The sequence below is a fragment of the Hamadaea sp. genome (assembly GCF_013362815.1).
Taxonomy (GTDB): Bacteria; Actinomycetota; Actinomycetes; order Mycobacteriales; family Micromonosporaceae; genus Hamadaea.
In genome coordinates, this window is record NZ_JABFVK010000009.1 from 34,291 (window position 1) to 50,360 (window position 16,070).

At 68.4% G+C, this 16,070-nt stretch carries 10 protein-coding genes; 4 read left to right on the forward strand and 6 right to left on the reverse strand.

Annotated features, from left to right (window positions below; translation table 11 throughout):
• Nucleotides 1–62: 62 nt before the first annotated feature.
• Entirely contained in the window at nucleotides 63–5,660 is a 5,598-nt protein-coding gene (gene pulA / locus HOV77_RS03750; protein WP_290857611.1) for a pullulanase-type alpha-1,6-glucosidase, read from the reverse strand.
• A gap of 241 nt (nucleotides 5,661–5,901) precedes the next feature.
• Between pulA and HOV77_RS03755 the strand changes: the two genes are divergently transcribed.
• On the forward strand, nucleotides 5,902–6,201 hold the full coding sequence (locus HOV77_RS03755; protein WP_290857616.1) for a hypothetical protein: 300 nt from the start codon (nucleotides 5,902–5,904) through the stop codon (nucleotides 6,199–6,201).
• A gap of 22 nt (nucleotides 6,202–6,223) precedes the next feature.
• Here the strand turns inward: HOV77_RS03755 and HOV77_RS03760 are convergent, their stop codons facing one another.
• From HOV77_RS03760 to HOV77_RS03770, 3 genes are all read right to left on the reverse strand, one after another.
• Complete coding sequence (locus tag HOV77_RS03760) at nucleotides 6,224–7,051, reverse strand: phosphoribosylaminoimidazolesuccinocarboxamide synthase (RefSeq protein WP_290857620.1); 828 nt, start codon at nucleotides 7,049–7,051, stop codon at nucleotides 6,224–6,226.
• 10 nt (nucleotides 7,052–7,061) lie between these two features.
• The gene (gene mmuM / locus HOV77_RS03765) at nucleotides 7,062–7,904 is read right to left on the reverse strand and encodes a homocysteine S-methyltransferase (RefSeq protein ID WP_290857638.1); all 843 of its coding nucleotides are present in this window, start codon (nucleotides 7,902–7,904) and stop codon (nucleotides 7,062–7,064) included.
• A 69-nt stretch (nucleotides 7,905–7,973) separates the two neighbouring features.
• Complete coding sequence (locus HOV77_RS03770) at nucleotides 7,974–8,585, reverse strand: PadR family transcriptional regulator (protein WP_290857648.1); 612 nt, start codon at nucleotides 8,583–8,585, stop codon at nucleotides 7,974–7,976.
• A gap of 55 nt (nucleotides 8,586–8,640) precedes the next feature.
• Between HOV77_RS03770 and HOV77_RS03775 the strand changes: the two genes are divergently transcribed.
• The gene (locus tag HOV77_RS03775; RefSeq protein WP_290857658.1) at nucleotides 8,641–9,843 is read left to right on the forward strand and encodes an FAD-dependent monooxygenase; all 1,203 of its coding nucleotides are present in this window, start codon (nucleotides 8,641–8,643) and stop codon (nucleotides 9,841–9,843) included.
• Between the two features lie 32 nt (nucleotides 9,844–9,875).
• Here HOV77_RS03775 and HOV77_RS03780 read toward each other — a convergent pair whose 3' ends face one another.
• Both HOV77_RS03780 and HOV77_RS03785 read right to left on the reverse strand, forming a co-directional pair.
• On the reverse strand, nucleotides 9,876–10,715 hold the full coding sequence (locus HOV77_RS03780; RefSeq protein ID WP_290857664.1) for a septum formation family protein: 840 nt from the start codon (nucleotides 10,713–10,715) through the stop codon (nucleotides 9,876–9,878).
• A gap of 86 nt (nucleotides 10,716–10,801) precedes the next feature.
• On the reverse strand, nucleotides 10,802–11,686 hold the full coding sequence (locus tag HOV77_RS03785; protein ID WP_290857673.1) for a septum formation family protein: 885 nt from the start codon (nucleotides 11,684–11,686) through the stop codon (nucleotides 10,802–10,804).
• 96 nt (nucleotides 11,687–11,782) lie between these two features.
• Between HOV77_RS03785 and HOV77_RS03790 the strand changes: the two genes are divergently transcribed.
• Both HOV77_RS03790 and HOV77_RS03795 read left to right on the forward strand, forming a co-directional pair.
• On the forward strand, nucleotides 11,783–13,369 hold the full coding sequence (locus HOV77_RS03790; protein ID WP_290857679.1) for a gamma-glutamyltransferase family protein: 1,587 nt from the start codon (nucleotides 11,783–11,785) through the stop codon (nucleotides 13,367–13,369).
• Between the two features lie 336 nt (nucleotides 13,370–13,705).
• Nucleotides 13,706–16,042, forward strand: a complete 2,337-nt coding sequence (locus HOV77_RS03795) for a discoidin domain-containing protein (RefSeq protein ID WP_290857684.1) — start codon at nucleotides 13,706–13,708, stop codon at nucleotides 16,040–16,042.
• Nucleotides 16,043–16,070 lie beyond the last annotated feature (28 nt).

The window sequence follows — 16,070 nt, forward strand, 5'->3', positions numbered from 1 at the left end:
AGCGCCCGAAAAGCCAGCGCCGGAAGCGCCGGCGCCCGAGAAGCCGGCGCCAAGCGCCTAAGTTACGGCGACACGAAGACCGTGACCGACCGAGCCGGCACGCTGAAAGCCGAGCCGAAAGCGGAGGCCGAGCGAAGCGAGGCGTCAGCGGACGAAGCGAGAACGGGGTGCAGCGCGAAGGACCAGCCCAGCCCCGGAATCGACTGCGTCACCGGCTCCGCCTTGCTGTTGAAGATCACCACGTACCGACCGAACCGGCCGCCGAGCCCCCGAGCGTCGAGCGACATCGCGATCACCCCGGCCTGAGCCGAAGAGGTGCCGGACACGGGGAACGACACCCGAGACTGCACCGACGCAGCCGTGGGCAGGCTGAACACCGGTGAGGACGACCGGATCCGCAGCAGTTCGGCGTACCGGGCGGCGGCCAGGTTGATCACGTCGCAGGAAGGCACCAGCGAGGGATCGGCCAGCAAGGGCCGCCCATAACTCCAGCGCGACGAGTTGTCGGCCGCCGTCGGGAGCCCACGGCCGAACCCGTTGCCGGACGAGCAATCCCATTGGACCGCATTGAACCAGTCCCCGGAGTTGTAGGAGTTCTTGTCCAGCGACTTGGAGCGCAGCCGGTCCGACCCCAGCGTCACGAACCCGGTGCCCTGCGAGAACACGACGGTGGACAACGCCAGCACCTGCATCCGCGCTCGATCGACCGGAGAAGTGGACCGAGGCAGCTTGTACGCCAAAGCGTCGTACAGGATCTCGTTGTCATGCGCGTCCACGTAGGTGACCGCCTCCGACGGCGAGGCTGCGTACCCGGCCGGGGACCCGTTGTAGTCGACCTGGTCACCGCGGACGAGAGCCCCCGACGACGACCGGAACTCGTAGGCGGCCAGGTTTCCCGCCAGCCCGAGCTGAATCAGATCCTGTGCGTGCGCCAACGCGGCCGGATCGGTCAGGCCGGAGGCGAAGCCCTGGATGCCGGGGTCGGCGTCGAACGGTCCGCCACCGCGTACGGCGTCGCGCAGCCGGTCGGTGAAGGTGCCGATCCCGGTGCCGGCCATGTTCCGCTGGGTCGCCTGGACGAACCGGGCGTTGTTCGCGACCTCTCCGAAATCCCAGCCTTCGCCGTAGAGCAGGATCGCCTTCCCGTCCACCCCGTCCTTCGCCGTCGTCAACGCGTCCAAGGCATGGCGTACGGCCAAGATGTTGGCGCGCGGATGGTGTCCCATGAGGTCGAACCGGAAACCGTCCACCTTGTACTCACGGGCCCACGTGACGATCGAGTCGACCACGAGCTTGCCCATCATGGCGTGCTCCGGAGCCGTGTTCGCGCAGCACGTCGAGTTCGCGACCGTGCCGTCGTCGAGCAGGCGCTGGTAGTAGCCCGGCACGATCTGGTCCAGGATCGAGCCCGGTGCGACGCCCGACGCCGAGGTGTGGTTGTAGACGACGTCCGCGACGACTCGCAGCCCGGCGTTGTTCACGCCCTGCACCATCTGCCGGTATTCCAGCGTGCGCGACGCGGGCGACACGGCGTACCCGCCCTCGGGGACGGTGTAATGCAACGGGTCGTAGCCCCAGTTGTAACCGTCCGTGTCGCGTACCGCCGCCACGCAGGCCTGCTGCTGGTCCGAGTCCGGCGCCATCGAGGCCAGGTCGCAGGCCGGCGTGGCCTGCGCCGACCGCTCCTCCGGGGTGGAGGCGAAGTCGAACGTCGGCAACAGATGCAGATGCGTCACGCCCGCCGCCGCAAGCTCCCGCAGGTGGGACATTCCCGCCGACGAGGACGCCATGAACGCCTGGTAGGTCCCGCGTGCGGACGAAGGAACGGTGGTGTCGGCGATCGAGAAGTCCCGCACCGAGACCTCCTGGATCTGCGGGCGGCCGGTCAGGGCCGGCTTGCGCAGGGAGTCCCAGCCGGCCGGCTTCTGATCGCCGAGCGAGACGATCTGGCTCGCAGAAGAGTTGACGGCCAACGCGAGCGAGTAGGGATCGGTCACGCTGGCGGTGACGAAGGTGTGGGTCGCCGGCTGCCACGCCGTCACCCGGAACCGGTAGAACTTCCCCTTCCACGACACCGGACCGGCCGCTCGCCAAACGCCCGTGGCGTCGTCGCGCGTCATCGGCACCAGGTCCGGCGTACCGGTCGGCGTCGACATCAGTTCCAGCTGCACGCGGCGGGCGGTCGGGGCCCAGACCGAGATCCGCGTCTGCTCCCGCGTCAGGGCCGGCCCCAGCTTCGTGCCGCTCGCGGCGGCGTACACGTCGTCCAGGACCCCGGGCAGCTGCACGCCCGTCGCCGACAACAGGTTGCCGTCGTGGTCGCTCTCGGCCACGACCAGCTGCGCGGTCAGCGCGGCCTTGATCTTCTTCAGGTCCGCGCTCAATCCAAAGGAGTGATACGCCCAAAGGTGCGGATAGGCAACGCGTTGTGCTTCGGTGAGCCCGTCGGCCCGCGCGTTCAACCGGATCGTGGTGAAGTCGCCGGTCAGGTGCCCGTCGGCCACCCCGAGACCACCGTCCGGGGCGATGACGAGGTCGTAGACCTTGCCGTCGGTTTCCCCCTTGTTCCATACGATCGTGGACCGGTCGATCCACTGCGCATAACTGTGACCGAGGTCGATGTCCTTCGGCGCGCTCTTCACCAGCGGACGCAGATAGCCGGGCGTCTGCTGCTGGAGCCAGACTTCGTTGCCGCTCGTGGCGAAGGTGAGCTTCTGGTCGGCTGGAAGATCCTTCTCGTCACCCTTGTGAAGGATGTAACTTAGTGCGGTGGCTCCGGCGGCCAGCGGCACCCGCCAGTACGCCCCGTAGGCGTCCGTGCCGGTGGGCGGCATCGGCGTACCCCAGTCGGTGGGAGCGGCCGCGCCGTCCCAGAGGTGGAGTCCCCAGCCGTCGTAGTCACCGGCCGACCGGCGGTAGTGCAGCACCGCCACATGCGAGGCGGCCGCCTCCGAGGCGTACACGGCGTTCTCGCCGCCGGTCACGAAGGCGTCCGCACCCTGCGTCGGGTCGACCGATTGGTCCGCGCCGGGGTCCTTCGCGTCTCCGTTGTGGACGATGAAATTGACCACCTTGCTGGGGTCGGTCAGCGGCACGTTCCAGTACGCCCCGAAGGAGTCCGTCCCGGTGGGCGGCATCGGGTTCGCCCAGTCCACGGAGATGCCGAGCCCGTCACCCCACAGGTGCAGGCCCCATCCGCCGTAGTTCCCGTCGGCGCGGTGATAGTGGATCGTCTGGTAGCCGAGCGCGGCCGCCGGTGAGGCATACACGTTGGCGTCGCCTTGTTTGAGCCAGATCTCGCCGACGCGACTGGGGTCGATGCTGCGATCGGCTTCGACGTCCTTGACGCCCTGGGAGTTCACGACGAGGAAGCCGACGTTGGCCGCACCCGGTTTGACCTTGACCCAGGCGAATCGGCCGTACGCGTCCTCCCCGGCGAACGGCTGCCCCACCGGCCAGTTGTGCTGCGACGACGAGTCGGAGTCGCCCCAGTTGTAGAGCCCCCAGTCGGCATAGTTCCCATCCGTACGCCGATAGTGCACGAGGACGTACTCCCGTTGCGCGCCTTGCACCGGAGTCGCCACCGTTACCTGCGACGTGTCGGTCGCCGTCACTCCCCCACTGTCCACCACCGCCTTGTACGCGATCGGCGTCGTCCCGCCGAGCCCGGTCAGGTCGTGGTAGACGGTGTACCGGCCGTCGGCGTCAGGCTGTGTGGCGGTGCCGAGCGCCTGCCAGCGGCCGTTCACCTGCGCCGAGAAACTGACCGTGGCGGTCGGCGACGCGTTGCCGACGGTCGCGCTGACCTTGGCGATGGTCGGAACCTTCGCACCGTCACCGGGCGAGTTGATCGTGATCGTCGGCGTTCCGGCGGCCGCCGCCACCGGCTGCTGCGCCTGCAGGACGACCGAGGACAGCGCCGGGATCGTCACGATGACCTTCCCGTCGCCGTCCGATACCGGGCCGTCGGCCAGACTCGGATAGATCCGGCTGAACCGCGTCCCGGGAGCCGATGCGGTCGACAGGGTCACCGTCTGCGACTGCGTCGACGAGTTCATCGCGACCACGTATTCGACCTGCTCACCGGAGTCGACCCGGCTGACCGCGAAGACTCCCCCGCCCGCGTGGCGGACTTTCTGCGTACCAGTCGCCAATCCTGGATGAGCTGCGCGAAGCCGGCTGAGAGCCGCGATGGTCTGGTAGATGGGATGCGTGGTCTCGTAGTTGTCCACGGCATGGGTGCGATCGGTGCCGAGGAGATCGTCGTCGAGGTAGTCCGGGGTTTTGCTCGCGAACATGTCCTGGCGGGCGTCCTTGTCGCCGCCGGGGCCGGTGAAGCCCTGCTCGTCGCCGGAGTAGACGACCGGCTGGCCGCGCGTGAGGAACATCAGCTCGTGCGCGAGCTCGTCCCGATCGAGATAGGTCGAGGCGTCCACACTGGACTTCTCAAGGAAGGAGCCGATCCGGCCCATGTCGTGGTTGCCGAGGAAGGTCGGCAGCGCGTTCGCGTCGGTGCCGGGCGCGGTGTAGTACGGATCCATCGCGTAGAGGTCGGCGAGGCCCTGGCCGCTGCCACCGGTGACGAAGCCCTGCGCGGCGGCCTGGAAGCCGAAGTCGAGCGTGGCCGGCAGCTTGCCCTGGCGCACGAAAGTCGACGCGTACGCCGCATCGGCGCTGTAGACCTCGCCGAACATGAAGAAGTTCGGTTTGCCGTGGTCCTTGGCGTAGCTGGTGATCCCCTGGCTGAACTGCGGCCAGAACGCCATGTCGACGTGCTTGACGGTGTCGAGCCGGAATCCGTCGACGCCGGTCGTCCCGATCCAGTCCTGGTAGATCTTCGTCATCCCGGCGACGACCTCGGGTCGCTCGGTCCACAGATCGTCCAGTCCATAGAAGTCCCCGTACGCCGAGTTCTCGCCGGAAAACGTCGAATCGCCACGGTTGTGGTACATCGAAGGATCGTTGAGCCACGCCGGTTTCTTCACCGTGCGGTCGGCCGCGTTCGCGAAGACCGGGGTGTACGCACCGGCAGTTCCGTCGACCTTCGGAAACCCTTGAGCGCCGTCGGCGTAGTTCGCGTCTTCGAACGAGCGTCCCTGCGTGTCCGTGTAGGGGCTCGTCTTCTTGTCCACGTAGTCGTACTTGTTCTCGGCGTACTTGATGACGTCGGCGGTGTGGTTGACGATGACGTCGAGGTAGATCTTCATCCCCCGGTCGTGCGCCTTCTGCACGAGGCGCTTGAGGTCGGCGTTCGTCCCGAAATGCGGATCGACCTGGGTGAAGTCGGTGATCCAGTAGCCGTGGTACCCGGCGCTGTCGCCCTGCACTGGGCGGTTCTTGAAGACGGGCGCGAGCCAGATCGAGGTCGTCCCCAGGCCCTGGATGTAGTCCAGCTTGTCGATCACGCCCTGCAGGTCGCCACCGTGATAGAAGCCCTTGTCCGTGGGGTCGTAGCCGGTCTTCGTACGGTCGCCCGCGTACCCGCCCTTGTCGTTGGACGGATCTCCGTTCGCGAACCGGTCGGGCAGGACGAAGTAGAACTGCTCCGCCCTCTTCGGCGCTGCTCGCTCAGGCTGCTGTGCGGCGGCTTGAGCCGGCAACGGCGGCACCACGGTCATCGGGAGGATCAGGACGAGCGGCAGCAACCTGCGGAGATTCATCGCGTACCTCGGGGGCTCGGTGGCACACATCACGGCGAAGCGTCCGCCGCAACATACGCGTTACTGAAAGCGCACCGCAAGACTTGCTCTTTCCCGGCAGGTTGTGCTGCAAGATCTTGCAACCTCCGCCCGCGTTGATCATGAACCTAGGGTCCCGCCGAACGGCGTGTCGCACCCCCTACGGCCTTGATCAACTCATCCATCCAGCCCCACGGGCTCCGCCTCGGCGCACAATGAAGGCATGTACGGAACGGTGATGATCGGCAAGCTGAAGGTCCCGTTCGACGAGGTCGTCCGGGCGGAGAAGAAGTGGGCCGAGGAACGTCAGGTACCCGGCTACGTCCGAGGTGACGTGCTACGCGCGGACGACGGTCAGACCATCGTGATGGCTGTCCAATTCGAGAGCAAGGAGCAGTACGTCGCCCTGGCCGACGACCCCAAGCAGGACGAATGGTGGCGTACGGTGATGGCGCCCATGCTCGACGGTGATCCACAGTGGATCGACGGCGTCTGGGAGGCCTCCGACCGCCCCGCCGCTTAGTCGCCCATGGCGGTCGAACGGCTTACCAGGTGCGGCCGGTGAGCCGCTCGTACGCTGCGACGTACCGAGCCCGAGTCTGCTCGACGATCGCCTCGGGCAGTTCCGGCCCGGGCTCGCTCTTGTTCCAGCCGGTCCCGGCGGCCCAGTCGCGTACGGGCTGCTTGTCGAAGCTGTCCTGGACCTTGCCCGGCAGGTAGTCCTCCGCCGGCCAGAAGCGCGCGCAGTCCGGCGTCAGCACCTCGTCGGCGAGGACGAGCTGGTTGGCGGCGTCCCAGCCCAGCTCGATCTTGGTGTCGGCGATGAGGATGCCGCGCTCGGCCGCGATCTCCGAACCCCGGCGGTAGACGGCGAGCGTGATGTCCCGCAGCTGCTCCGCGGTCGCCTCGCCGACGGTCGCGACCACCTCGGCGAAGGTCATCGGCTCGTCGTGTTCACCGACCGCCCCCTTGGTCGACGGCGTGAAGATCGGCTCGGCGAGCTGCGAGCTTTCGACCAGCCCCGGCGGCAGAGCGATTCCGGAGACGACGCCGGTCGCCTCATAGTCACGCAGGCCGGAGCCGGTGAGGTAGCCGCGGGCGACGCACTCGACCGGCACCATTTTCAGGCGGCGGCAGCGGATCGCCCGGCCGGCGAACTCGGACGGCACATCCTGCGAGATCACGTGGTTCGGCACCAGGTCGGCGAGTTGCTCGAACCACCACAGCGACAGCTGAGTGAGGATGGCGCCCTTGTCCGGGATCGGCGTCGGCAGGATGACGTCGAAGACCGACAACCGGTCGGAGGCGACGAGGATCAGATCGTCGCCGTCGGCGTACAGGTCCCTGACCTTGCCCGAGTGCAGCAGCTCCACGGAGAAGATCCTATGGTCTCGCCAGTTCCGCGATGTCCGCGGGCGTCACCCGGCAACAGCCGCCCAGCCAGTCGGCCCCCCAGGCACGAGCTCCGGCCAGCCATTTCCCGGCCTCACCGGTCCACTCCCGCGCCGTCGCGTCCCACTCTTCGCCGCTATTCGGGTACGCGATGACGGGCTTTCCGCTGGTACGCGCGATGGCGAGCGCGGGCCCGACATCGGCGGGGTCGCAGCAGTTCACCCCGACGGCGATGATCCCGTCGACTCCGGCGGCCAGCCCGAACGCCTCGGCGAGCGGCTGACCGGCCCGGGTCGTGTCCCCGGCGACCGTGTAGGACAGCCACGCCGGCGCGCCCAGCCCGTCGAGCGCGATCAGCAGCGCCTCGGCCTCGACGAGGTCCGGCACCGTTTCGAGGGCGAACAGGTCGGGGCCGGCCGCCGCCAGCACCTCCAGCCGGGGCCGGTGGAAGCGGACGAGGTCGCCGACGCTGAGCCCATAGTTCCCGCGGTACTCCGACCCGTCGGCGAGCATCGCGCCGTAGGGACCGACCGAGGCCGCGACGAGCGCGTCGACTCCGGTCTGCGTACTCGCCTGCCGGGCCAGCGTGACGCTTCGGGCCAGCAGCCGCTCGGTCTCGGCCCGGTCGATGCCGCTGCGGGCGAAGCCGTCGAAGGTGGCCTGGTAACTGGCGGTCGTACTGACGGTGGCTCCGGCTGTGAGGAACGCCGCGTGGGCGGCGACGATCGCCTCGGGCTCGTCGCGCAGCAGCCGGGCCGACCACAGGTGATCGCTGAGATCGTGCCCGTTGGCAGCCAACTCCGTGGACAGGCCGCCGTCGATGATCCGGGTCATGCGATCACCGACCTCCGGCCGGCGCTCGCATGATCAGACTGTGCTTGCCGATGATCGGCCTGCGGCCGCTCATGCTGCTGTTCCCTCGAACTTCCCCGCCAGCTCGAACAACATTTCGCGGCTCCAGGTCAATCGTCCCTCGGCGAGATCGGCGACCATCGACTGCACGAAGGTCAGCTCGGCGACCGTGACCGCCTGGGCGTACTCGTCTTCGACGACGAACAGGCGAGGCAGGCCCATCTCCTGGCTGGTACGCAGGCCGTCGGCGTACTGGTCGAGGCGGGTTCGCAGGACCTCGGCGCGTTTTTCCAGCTGCTCCTGGGCGTCGTGGGGGTCGAGGAGCATCACGAACGCGAGGGCGGCCCGGAACTCCGGGAATTCCCGGGCCGGCGCGGCGAGCATCGAGCGCAGCCACGCCTTCTGGGTCTCCCGACCGGTCTCGGTCAGCTCGTACACCGTGCGCTCGGGCCGGCCGGTGTCTCGGGCGGTATGGCGGACCTGCACGTACTCGTCCCGGACCAGCCGTTCGATCGCCTGATAGACGCTGTTGCGCTGGGCGACGTTGACGACCTCGTCCTTGTGCCAGGCCTTGATCTTCTGCTGCATGCCGTACGCGTGCATCGGCCCCTCGACCAGCAAGGACAAGATCACCATCGCCAGCGGGGAGCGCCGTTCTGCCATGGATCACATCGTACGACCTTGACCGGCCGATAGTCATGTCATGTATAGTTATCTCATGACTATCACGAACGCCAAGGTCAGGACAGCGGCGATCATCGGTGGCGGAGTCGCCGGTCCCGTCACCGCGATGGCCCTCCGCCGAGCCGGCATCGAGGCGACCGTCTTCGAGGCGTACGCACACGGCGCGGAAGGTGTCGGCTCGTTCCTCACGGTGGCGGTCAACGGCCAGCGGGCCCTCCGGGAGCTAGATCTGCTGGACCTCGTGCAGCAGCACGGGTTCGACTGCCCCCGGTTCGAGTTCGTCTCCGGCAAGGGCAAGCCGCTCGGCGGTTTCCCGGCCGCGCCGGAATCCCTGAAAGACGGCCTGACCAGCCGTACGCTTCGCCGCACCGACCTCTACACGGCGCTGCGCGACGAGGCGCTGCACCGCGGGGTGCCGGTGGAGTACGGCAAGCGCCTCGTGAACGCCGAGCGCACCCGTGACGGGGTGACGGCCGTGTTCGCCGACGGCTCCCGGTTCACCGCCGACATCCTCGTCGGGGCCGACGGCCTGCTGTCGCGTACGCGTGAACTGATCGACCCGGCCGCGCCGAAGCCGCGCTACGTCCCGCTGCTCAACACGGGTGGCTTCACCCGCGCATCCGTCCCCGGCGACCCGGGCACGATGGTGATGTACTTCGGCCGCGACGCCTTCTTCTGCCACATGCTCGATCCGCAGGGCGTCGTGTGGTGGTTCGCCAACATCCCGCAGGTACGCGAACTCACCCCGGCTGAGCTGGCCGCGATCACGCCGGAGCAGTGGCGCAAGCGCCTGGTGGACACCTTCGCCGTCGACGAGACTCCGGCGCAGGCGATCGTCGAGGCGACCGAGCAGATCGCCCAGCCGTGGAACACTTACGACTTCCCCAGCGTGCCGAACTGGCACAACGATCGCATGGTCCTGGTCGGCGACGCGGCCCACGCCGCCTCGCCGACCTCGGGCCAGGGTGCTTCGCTGGCCGTCGAGGACGCGCTCGTGCTCGCGAAGTCGCTGCGGGACGAGCCCAACGCGACCGCGGCGTTCTCCGCGTACGTCGGGCAGCGCCGGGATCGGGTCGAACGCATCGTCGCCCAGGCGAAGAAGCTCAGCTCCGACAAGATGCCCGGCCCGATCGGCCGGATCATCCGCGACATCGCCCTGCCGATCGTCTTCGCCAAGCGCGCCAAGTCAGGCGGCGACGACTGGGTGCTCACCCACGAGATCCGCTGGGCCGCCTGACCGCACGAAAGCCGGCTTCAGAAAAGCCGACTTCACGAGTAGCGCGGCGGCGCGAGCTTCTTCCCCTTGGCCGAGCCGGTCATCTTGGTCTTGCCGAGGTAGAGGAAGCAGCGTACGCCGCGCTCCCCCTTGTCCCAGTCGTTCGACACCACTCCGGCCAGGCCTGAATACTTGCCGGCGTACTGCGAGATCGAGACGCCGAGAAAGGCCGCGAGCAGCACCGCACACCGGTCGTGGATGGGTGCCCATTGGCTGTCGGTCTCCGGCAGCTTCGAGCCGGTGCCCGTAACGGAACCCACGTATTCGGCATTATGCTTCTGTCCACAAGCGACAGCCGTCAGCGTGTAGTCCTTGCCGCTGGCCTGGAAGCAGCCGAGGGCGAGCGCGTCCAGGCCGTCCTTCAGCCGCCCCGTCCGGGTCGCCGCCATTTCCTGCTCGATGTCCCTGACCTCGCGCACGTCGCAGCGGATCCACTTCGCGCCGGCCTTGATCGCGGCAACGGTCGGCAGAATCACCTCGAACGTCACCCGCAGGCCGCGCCAGTCCCGCCCCAGCGCCGCATTGACCTTCTTCTCGCAGAAGGCGAACTGATCGGCCTCCGAGCCGCCCGGGGAATCGCCGACGTACACGGTCTCGGCCTCGTGCGGCTGCGAGCAGTCGACGGGTGGCGCCGACTTCACCGAGGCCGTCCCGATCAAGTAGGTCAGGAAGCACGCGCCGTCGACCGGCTCGTAGCCCTTCGGCTCACCAGGCATCGCCCACGCGTTCGCCAGTTCGCCGTCGACGCCGCCGGGCAGCTGCGAGCACCCGCTCGCCCCGACCGCCATCACTAGTGCCACCGCGCTCGCGGCCAGCCATCGTCGCCCCGTCATGACTTCCTCCCAAGGTCAAGTGGGAGGAGTGTAGAAGGCCGGTACGCATTTCCGCGTACCGGCCTTCGTCGTGCTCAGTCAGATGGTCAGGCCCACTTCGGCACGGCGGTCTTCTTGCCCTTGGCCGAGCCGGTCATCTTGGCCTTGCCCAGCCACAGGAAGCAGCGGACGTTGTTGTTCCCGGCCGACCAGTACTTCTTCGACGTCGCCCAGGCGATCTCGCTGTAGCTCTTGTCGAACTGGCTCCCGGAGATGCCCAGGTACGCCGCCGCGATCTCGTCGCACTTCTCGTGCAGCACGTCCCAGCCCGCGTCGGTCGTCGGGTACGCCACCCCCGCCGCCGGTTCGAACGAGCCGACGTACTCGCTGTTGTGCGAAGCGGAGCACTCGACCTCGGCCATCGTCAGGTCGCCGCCGCTCTCGGTGGCGGTGAAGCAGCCGAGCGGAAGAGTCGGCAGACCGTCCTGGATGTTGGACATCCGCGACTTCGTCTCGGCGTTCTCGAGATCCGCCAGCTCGATGACGTCGCAGGCGAACCAGTGCGCGCCGCCCTTCCAGGCCGCGCTGGACGGCGTCACGAGCCTCAGCGCCAGCCGCAGGTCGCGCCAGTCGTAGCCGAGCACCTTGTTCACCTGCTCCTCGCAGGTGTCGAACGCGTCGGCGGCGTCCTTGGAGTCGGTCTCGGGCGGCGTCGACGCGCTCGCCACGCTGCCACTGAACTCGCCGACATACAGCGTCTCGGTCTCGTGGCTCTTCGTGCAGTCGACGACGGCGAACTCCGTCGCGGTCGCCGAACTGTCGGTCTCCTTCGCATGACAGCCGCGGTCGGGGACGAAGCTCTTCGGCGCGGGCAGCGCCGCCCAGTCGTCGGCCAGATCGCCGTCGGTGCCGGTCAACGCGCTGCATCCCGACAATGCGAGCCCACCCGCCAGTATCAACGCGACGGCTGCGATCCCACGCCTGCTTCTCATGAAGGGCCCCTCCCCAGGTCGTCCTCTGCCGGGCAGTCTAGGTCAGCCGCGCATCCGTCCCACCGCCGCCCCGGCGAAGGGGGCAGGATAGGGGTCGTGCGTTCGCCTGTCTACGCCCCGAACGGAGTGGTCGCCACCAGCCAGCCGCTGGCGGCGCAGGCCGGTCTGGCCATGCTGCGGGAGGGCGGCACCGCCGTCGACGCCGCGGTCGCCGCGGCCATCACTCTCGCCGTCGTCCAGCCCGGCTCCAACGACCTCGGCGGCGATCTGTTCGCGCTCGTCTGGGACGGCCGCGAGCTGCACGGGCTCAACGCCTCCGGCCGGTCACCCGCCGCGTTGACCCACCAGCTCATGGTGGCCTCCGCGCAGCCCCCGACGCCCGCGCTGGGCGGCGCGCAGGCCACGGCCGCCACCGCTCCCCCGGCTCGCGGGTGGCTTCCGGTCACTGTCCCCGGCGCTCCGGCCGGGTGGGCCGATCTGCACGCGCGATTCGGCCGGCTCCCGTTCGAACGGCTTTTCGACGATGCCATCCGGTACGCCGAGAGCGGCTTTCCGGTTTCGCCGGCCACTGCCCGGAATTGGACCGCGGCGGTACGCGTACAAGCTGGGTTGAAAGATGACGCGTGCGCGCATTGGCCGCGAACCTTCACCCTGGACGGACGTGCGCCGGCGGCCGGCGAGCGATTCGCGAACCCGGGCGCGGGACGGGCTCTACGGTTGATCTCCGGATCGCACGCGCGGGACTTCTACACCGGCGAGCTGGCGGCGGCCATGGTGCGGCACGCCTGGACCACGGCGGGGCTGCTCACCGGCGAGGACCTGGCGCGCCACGAGTCGACCTGGGTCGCGCCGATGAGCGCGCGGTACCACGGTTTCGAGGTGCACGAGCTGCCGCCGAACGGGCAGGGAGTGGCGGCGCTGCAAGCGTTCGCGCTGCTGGACGGGCTGCCCGGCGTCCCCGGTACGCACGAGCAGATCGAGGCGATGAAGCTCGGTTTCGCAGACGCGCACGCCTACGTGGCCGATCCCGCCTTCGGCGCTGTGCCCGACTTGCTGGATCCGTCCTACCTGGACACTCGCCGTACGCTCATCGGCGAACGGGCGGCCGCCCCGCAGCCCGGCGACCCGATGCGCGGCGGCACGGTCTACCTCGCCACCGCCGACGCGGGCGGCATGATGGTGTCGCTGATCCAATCGACGTACATGGGGTTCGGCTCGTTCGTCACCATCCCGGAGTACGGCTTCGGCCTGCAGAACCGCGGCGCGGGCTTCAGCCTCGACCCGGCCCATCCGAACGTCGCAGGCGGCGGGAAGCGCCCGTTCCACACCATCATCCCGGGATTCCTCAGCCGTGACGGCTCGCCGGTCGGTCCGTTCGGCGTGATGGGCGGGCACATGCAGCCCCAGGGCCACCTGCAACTCGTGACCGCCACAGTGGACGGTGGTCTCGACCCGCAGGCGGCGCTCGCCCGCCCCCGCTGGCACTGGACCAGCGGACTCGACGTGCTGGTCGAGCCGGCGTTCGATCCTTCCGTCGTGGCGGACCTGCTCTCCCGGGGACACCGGGTCACCGTTTCCGACGAACCTTCCGTCTTCGGCATGGGCCAAGCCATCTGGCGTACGCCGCACGGCTATGTCGCCGGCTCGGAGCCTCGCGGCGACGGCCAGGCCGCTCCCTGCTGACCCCTTCCGCTTTCCATGTATCCCCCTTCGAGTCGTTTGCTCGGCTCGGTGCGTTATCCCGGGATAACGCGGCATAGCGCGCACTTTTAAGCGCGTTATCCCGCATAACGCGCAGGACGCCCCTCACCGCAGCGCTGGTCCCGCTCGCCCGCAGGACACCCGCGCGACAGTCCGAGTGTCCAGCAGGCAGCACCCAGCCCCACAAGATTGCACGAACATCGTCAGGATGTTGCGTACGAATATCTAAGTATTGCGTTCCTGTGTCGACCGCTGGCATGATGACCCGGCGGCCGGGCGTCGCCGCATCCCTGTCCACATTCGACAAAAGGGAGCGCCATGACGGTCACACGCAGGCAGGTGTTAGCCGGAGCGGCAGTGGGAACGGCGGCCGCCGTCGGACTGCCGGGGCGTACGGAGGCGGCCAGCCCGCCCGGCGACGTCGTCGGCAAGATCTCGGTGGGCTATCAGGGCTGGTTCGCCGCTGCGGGCGACGGTTCACCGATCAACGGCTGGTGGCATTGGGCGCAGAACTGGGGCCAGACGCCGTCGCCGTCGAACAACTCGATCGTCTCCTGGCCCGACGTACGCGACTACACCCGCACCTATCCGACCGCGTGGGCGAGTCTCGGCAACGGACAGCCCGCCGCCTTGTTCTCCCATTACGACCAGCAGACGGTCGACACGCACTTCCAGTGGATGCGGGACAACGGCTGTGACACGGCGGCGTTGCAGCGGTTCAACCCGTTCGGCGGGGAGGGCGCGATCCGCGACGCCATGGCGGCCAAGGTACGCACCGCCGCCGAAGCGACCGGCCGCAGGTTCTACATCATGTACGACGTCACCAACTGGACGAACATGCAGTCGGAGATCAAGACCGACTGGACCCAGAAGATGTCGGCGCACACCGCTTCGGGGGCGTACGCGAAACAGAACGGCAAGCCGGTCGTCTGCGTCTGGGGCTTCGGCTTCAACGACGACGGCCGCCCGTTCAGCGCGGCGGCCTGCTTGGACGTCGTGAACTGGTTCAAGGCACAGGGCTGCTACGTGATCGGCGGCGTGCCAACCTATTGGCGGCAGGGCATCAACGACTCCCGCGCGGGCTACTTCGACGTGTACACGGCGTTCAACATGATCTCGCCGTGGATGGTCGGCCGGACCGGCACCCTCGACGGGCTGGACTGGTTCTACACCAACGTGAACCTCGCCGATCAGGCCGAGTGCAACGCCCGGGGCATCGACTATCAGCCGTGCGTCATGCCCGGTGACCTGTCGTCTCACCATCGGAGGCACGGCGACTTCTACTGGCGGCACCTCTACAACATGATCCGTCTGGGCGCGCAGGGACTCTACGTCTCGATGTTCGACGAGTACAACGAGGGCAATCAGATCGCGAAGACTGCGGAGTCGGCCGCCTTCATCCCGGCCGGGTCCAGTTTCGTGACGCTGGACGAGGACGGCACTGCCTGCTCGTCCGACTACTACCTGCGGATCACCGCCGACGGCGGCAAGATGCTCAAGGGCCAGATCCCGCTTACGGCGACCCGGCCGACCCAGCCCGTCGTCGGCACCCCACCCCCCACTGGGAATCTGGCACGGGGCAAGCCGACCAGCGAAAGCAGCCACAATCAGGCGTACGCCGCAGCCAACGCGGTCGACGGCGACCAGAACAGTTACTGGGAAAGCGTCAACAACTCGTTTCCGCAGTGGGCGCAGGTCGACCTCGGCAGCGCGGCCGCTGTCACCCGGGTTGTGCTCAAACTCCCGGCGTCCTGGGGCGCGCGTACGCAGACCTTGTCCATACAGGACGGAGCCACTGGGGCGGTCCTCGCGAGTGGGGCGTACGTCTTCGACCCCGCGAGCGCCAACACGGTGACCGTGACGATCGCACCGAAGACGGTCCGCTACGTCCGGGTGACAGTGTCTGGCAACTCGGGCTGGCCTGCGGCACAGCTGTCGGAACTCGAGGTCTACGGCAGCACCGGCGGCGACACCCAGGCCCCCGCCGCGCCGGCCAACCTGACCGTCACCGGCAAGACCGCCACCAGCGCCTCGCTCTCGTGGTCCGGGTCGACCGACAACGTCGGCGTCACCGCGTACCAGGTCAGGCAGGGCGGCGCCGTCGTCGCCACGGTCACCGGCACGAGCGCCACCATAAGCGGGCTCACCCCGGCCACCTCGTACACGTTCACGGTCACCGCGCAGGACGCCGCCGGGAACACCTCACCCACATCGAACGCAGTCAGCGTCACGACCGACGCCGCGCCCGCCACCAACCTCGCGCGCGGCAAGGCGACCAGCGAGAGCAGCCACACGCAGACCTACGGCTCGGCCAACGCCGTCGACGGCAACCCGGGCACTTACTGGGAAAGCGCCAACAGCGCCTTCCCGCAATGGCTCCAGGTCGATCTCGGCGCGGCGACGACGATCAGCCGGGTCGTGCTCAAACTGCCGTCGAACTGGGAGACGCGTACCCAGACGCTGTCGGTCCAGGGCAGCGTGGCCGGCACGTCGTTCACCACGCTCGCGAGCGGCGGCTACACGTTCAATCCCGCCACCGGCAACACGGTCACCGTCACGTTCGGGGCGGCGAGCGCACGCTACGTGCGCATCCAGGTCACGGGCAACACCGGCTGGCCCGCCGGTCAGGCTTCCGAATTCGAGGTGTACGCCTGACGCAGCGAGCGGTGCCGGCAATCCTGTG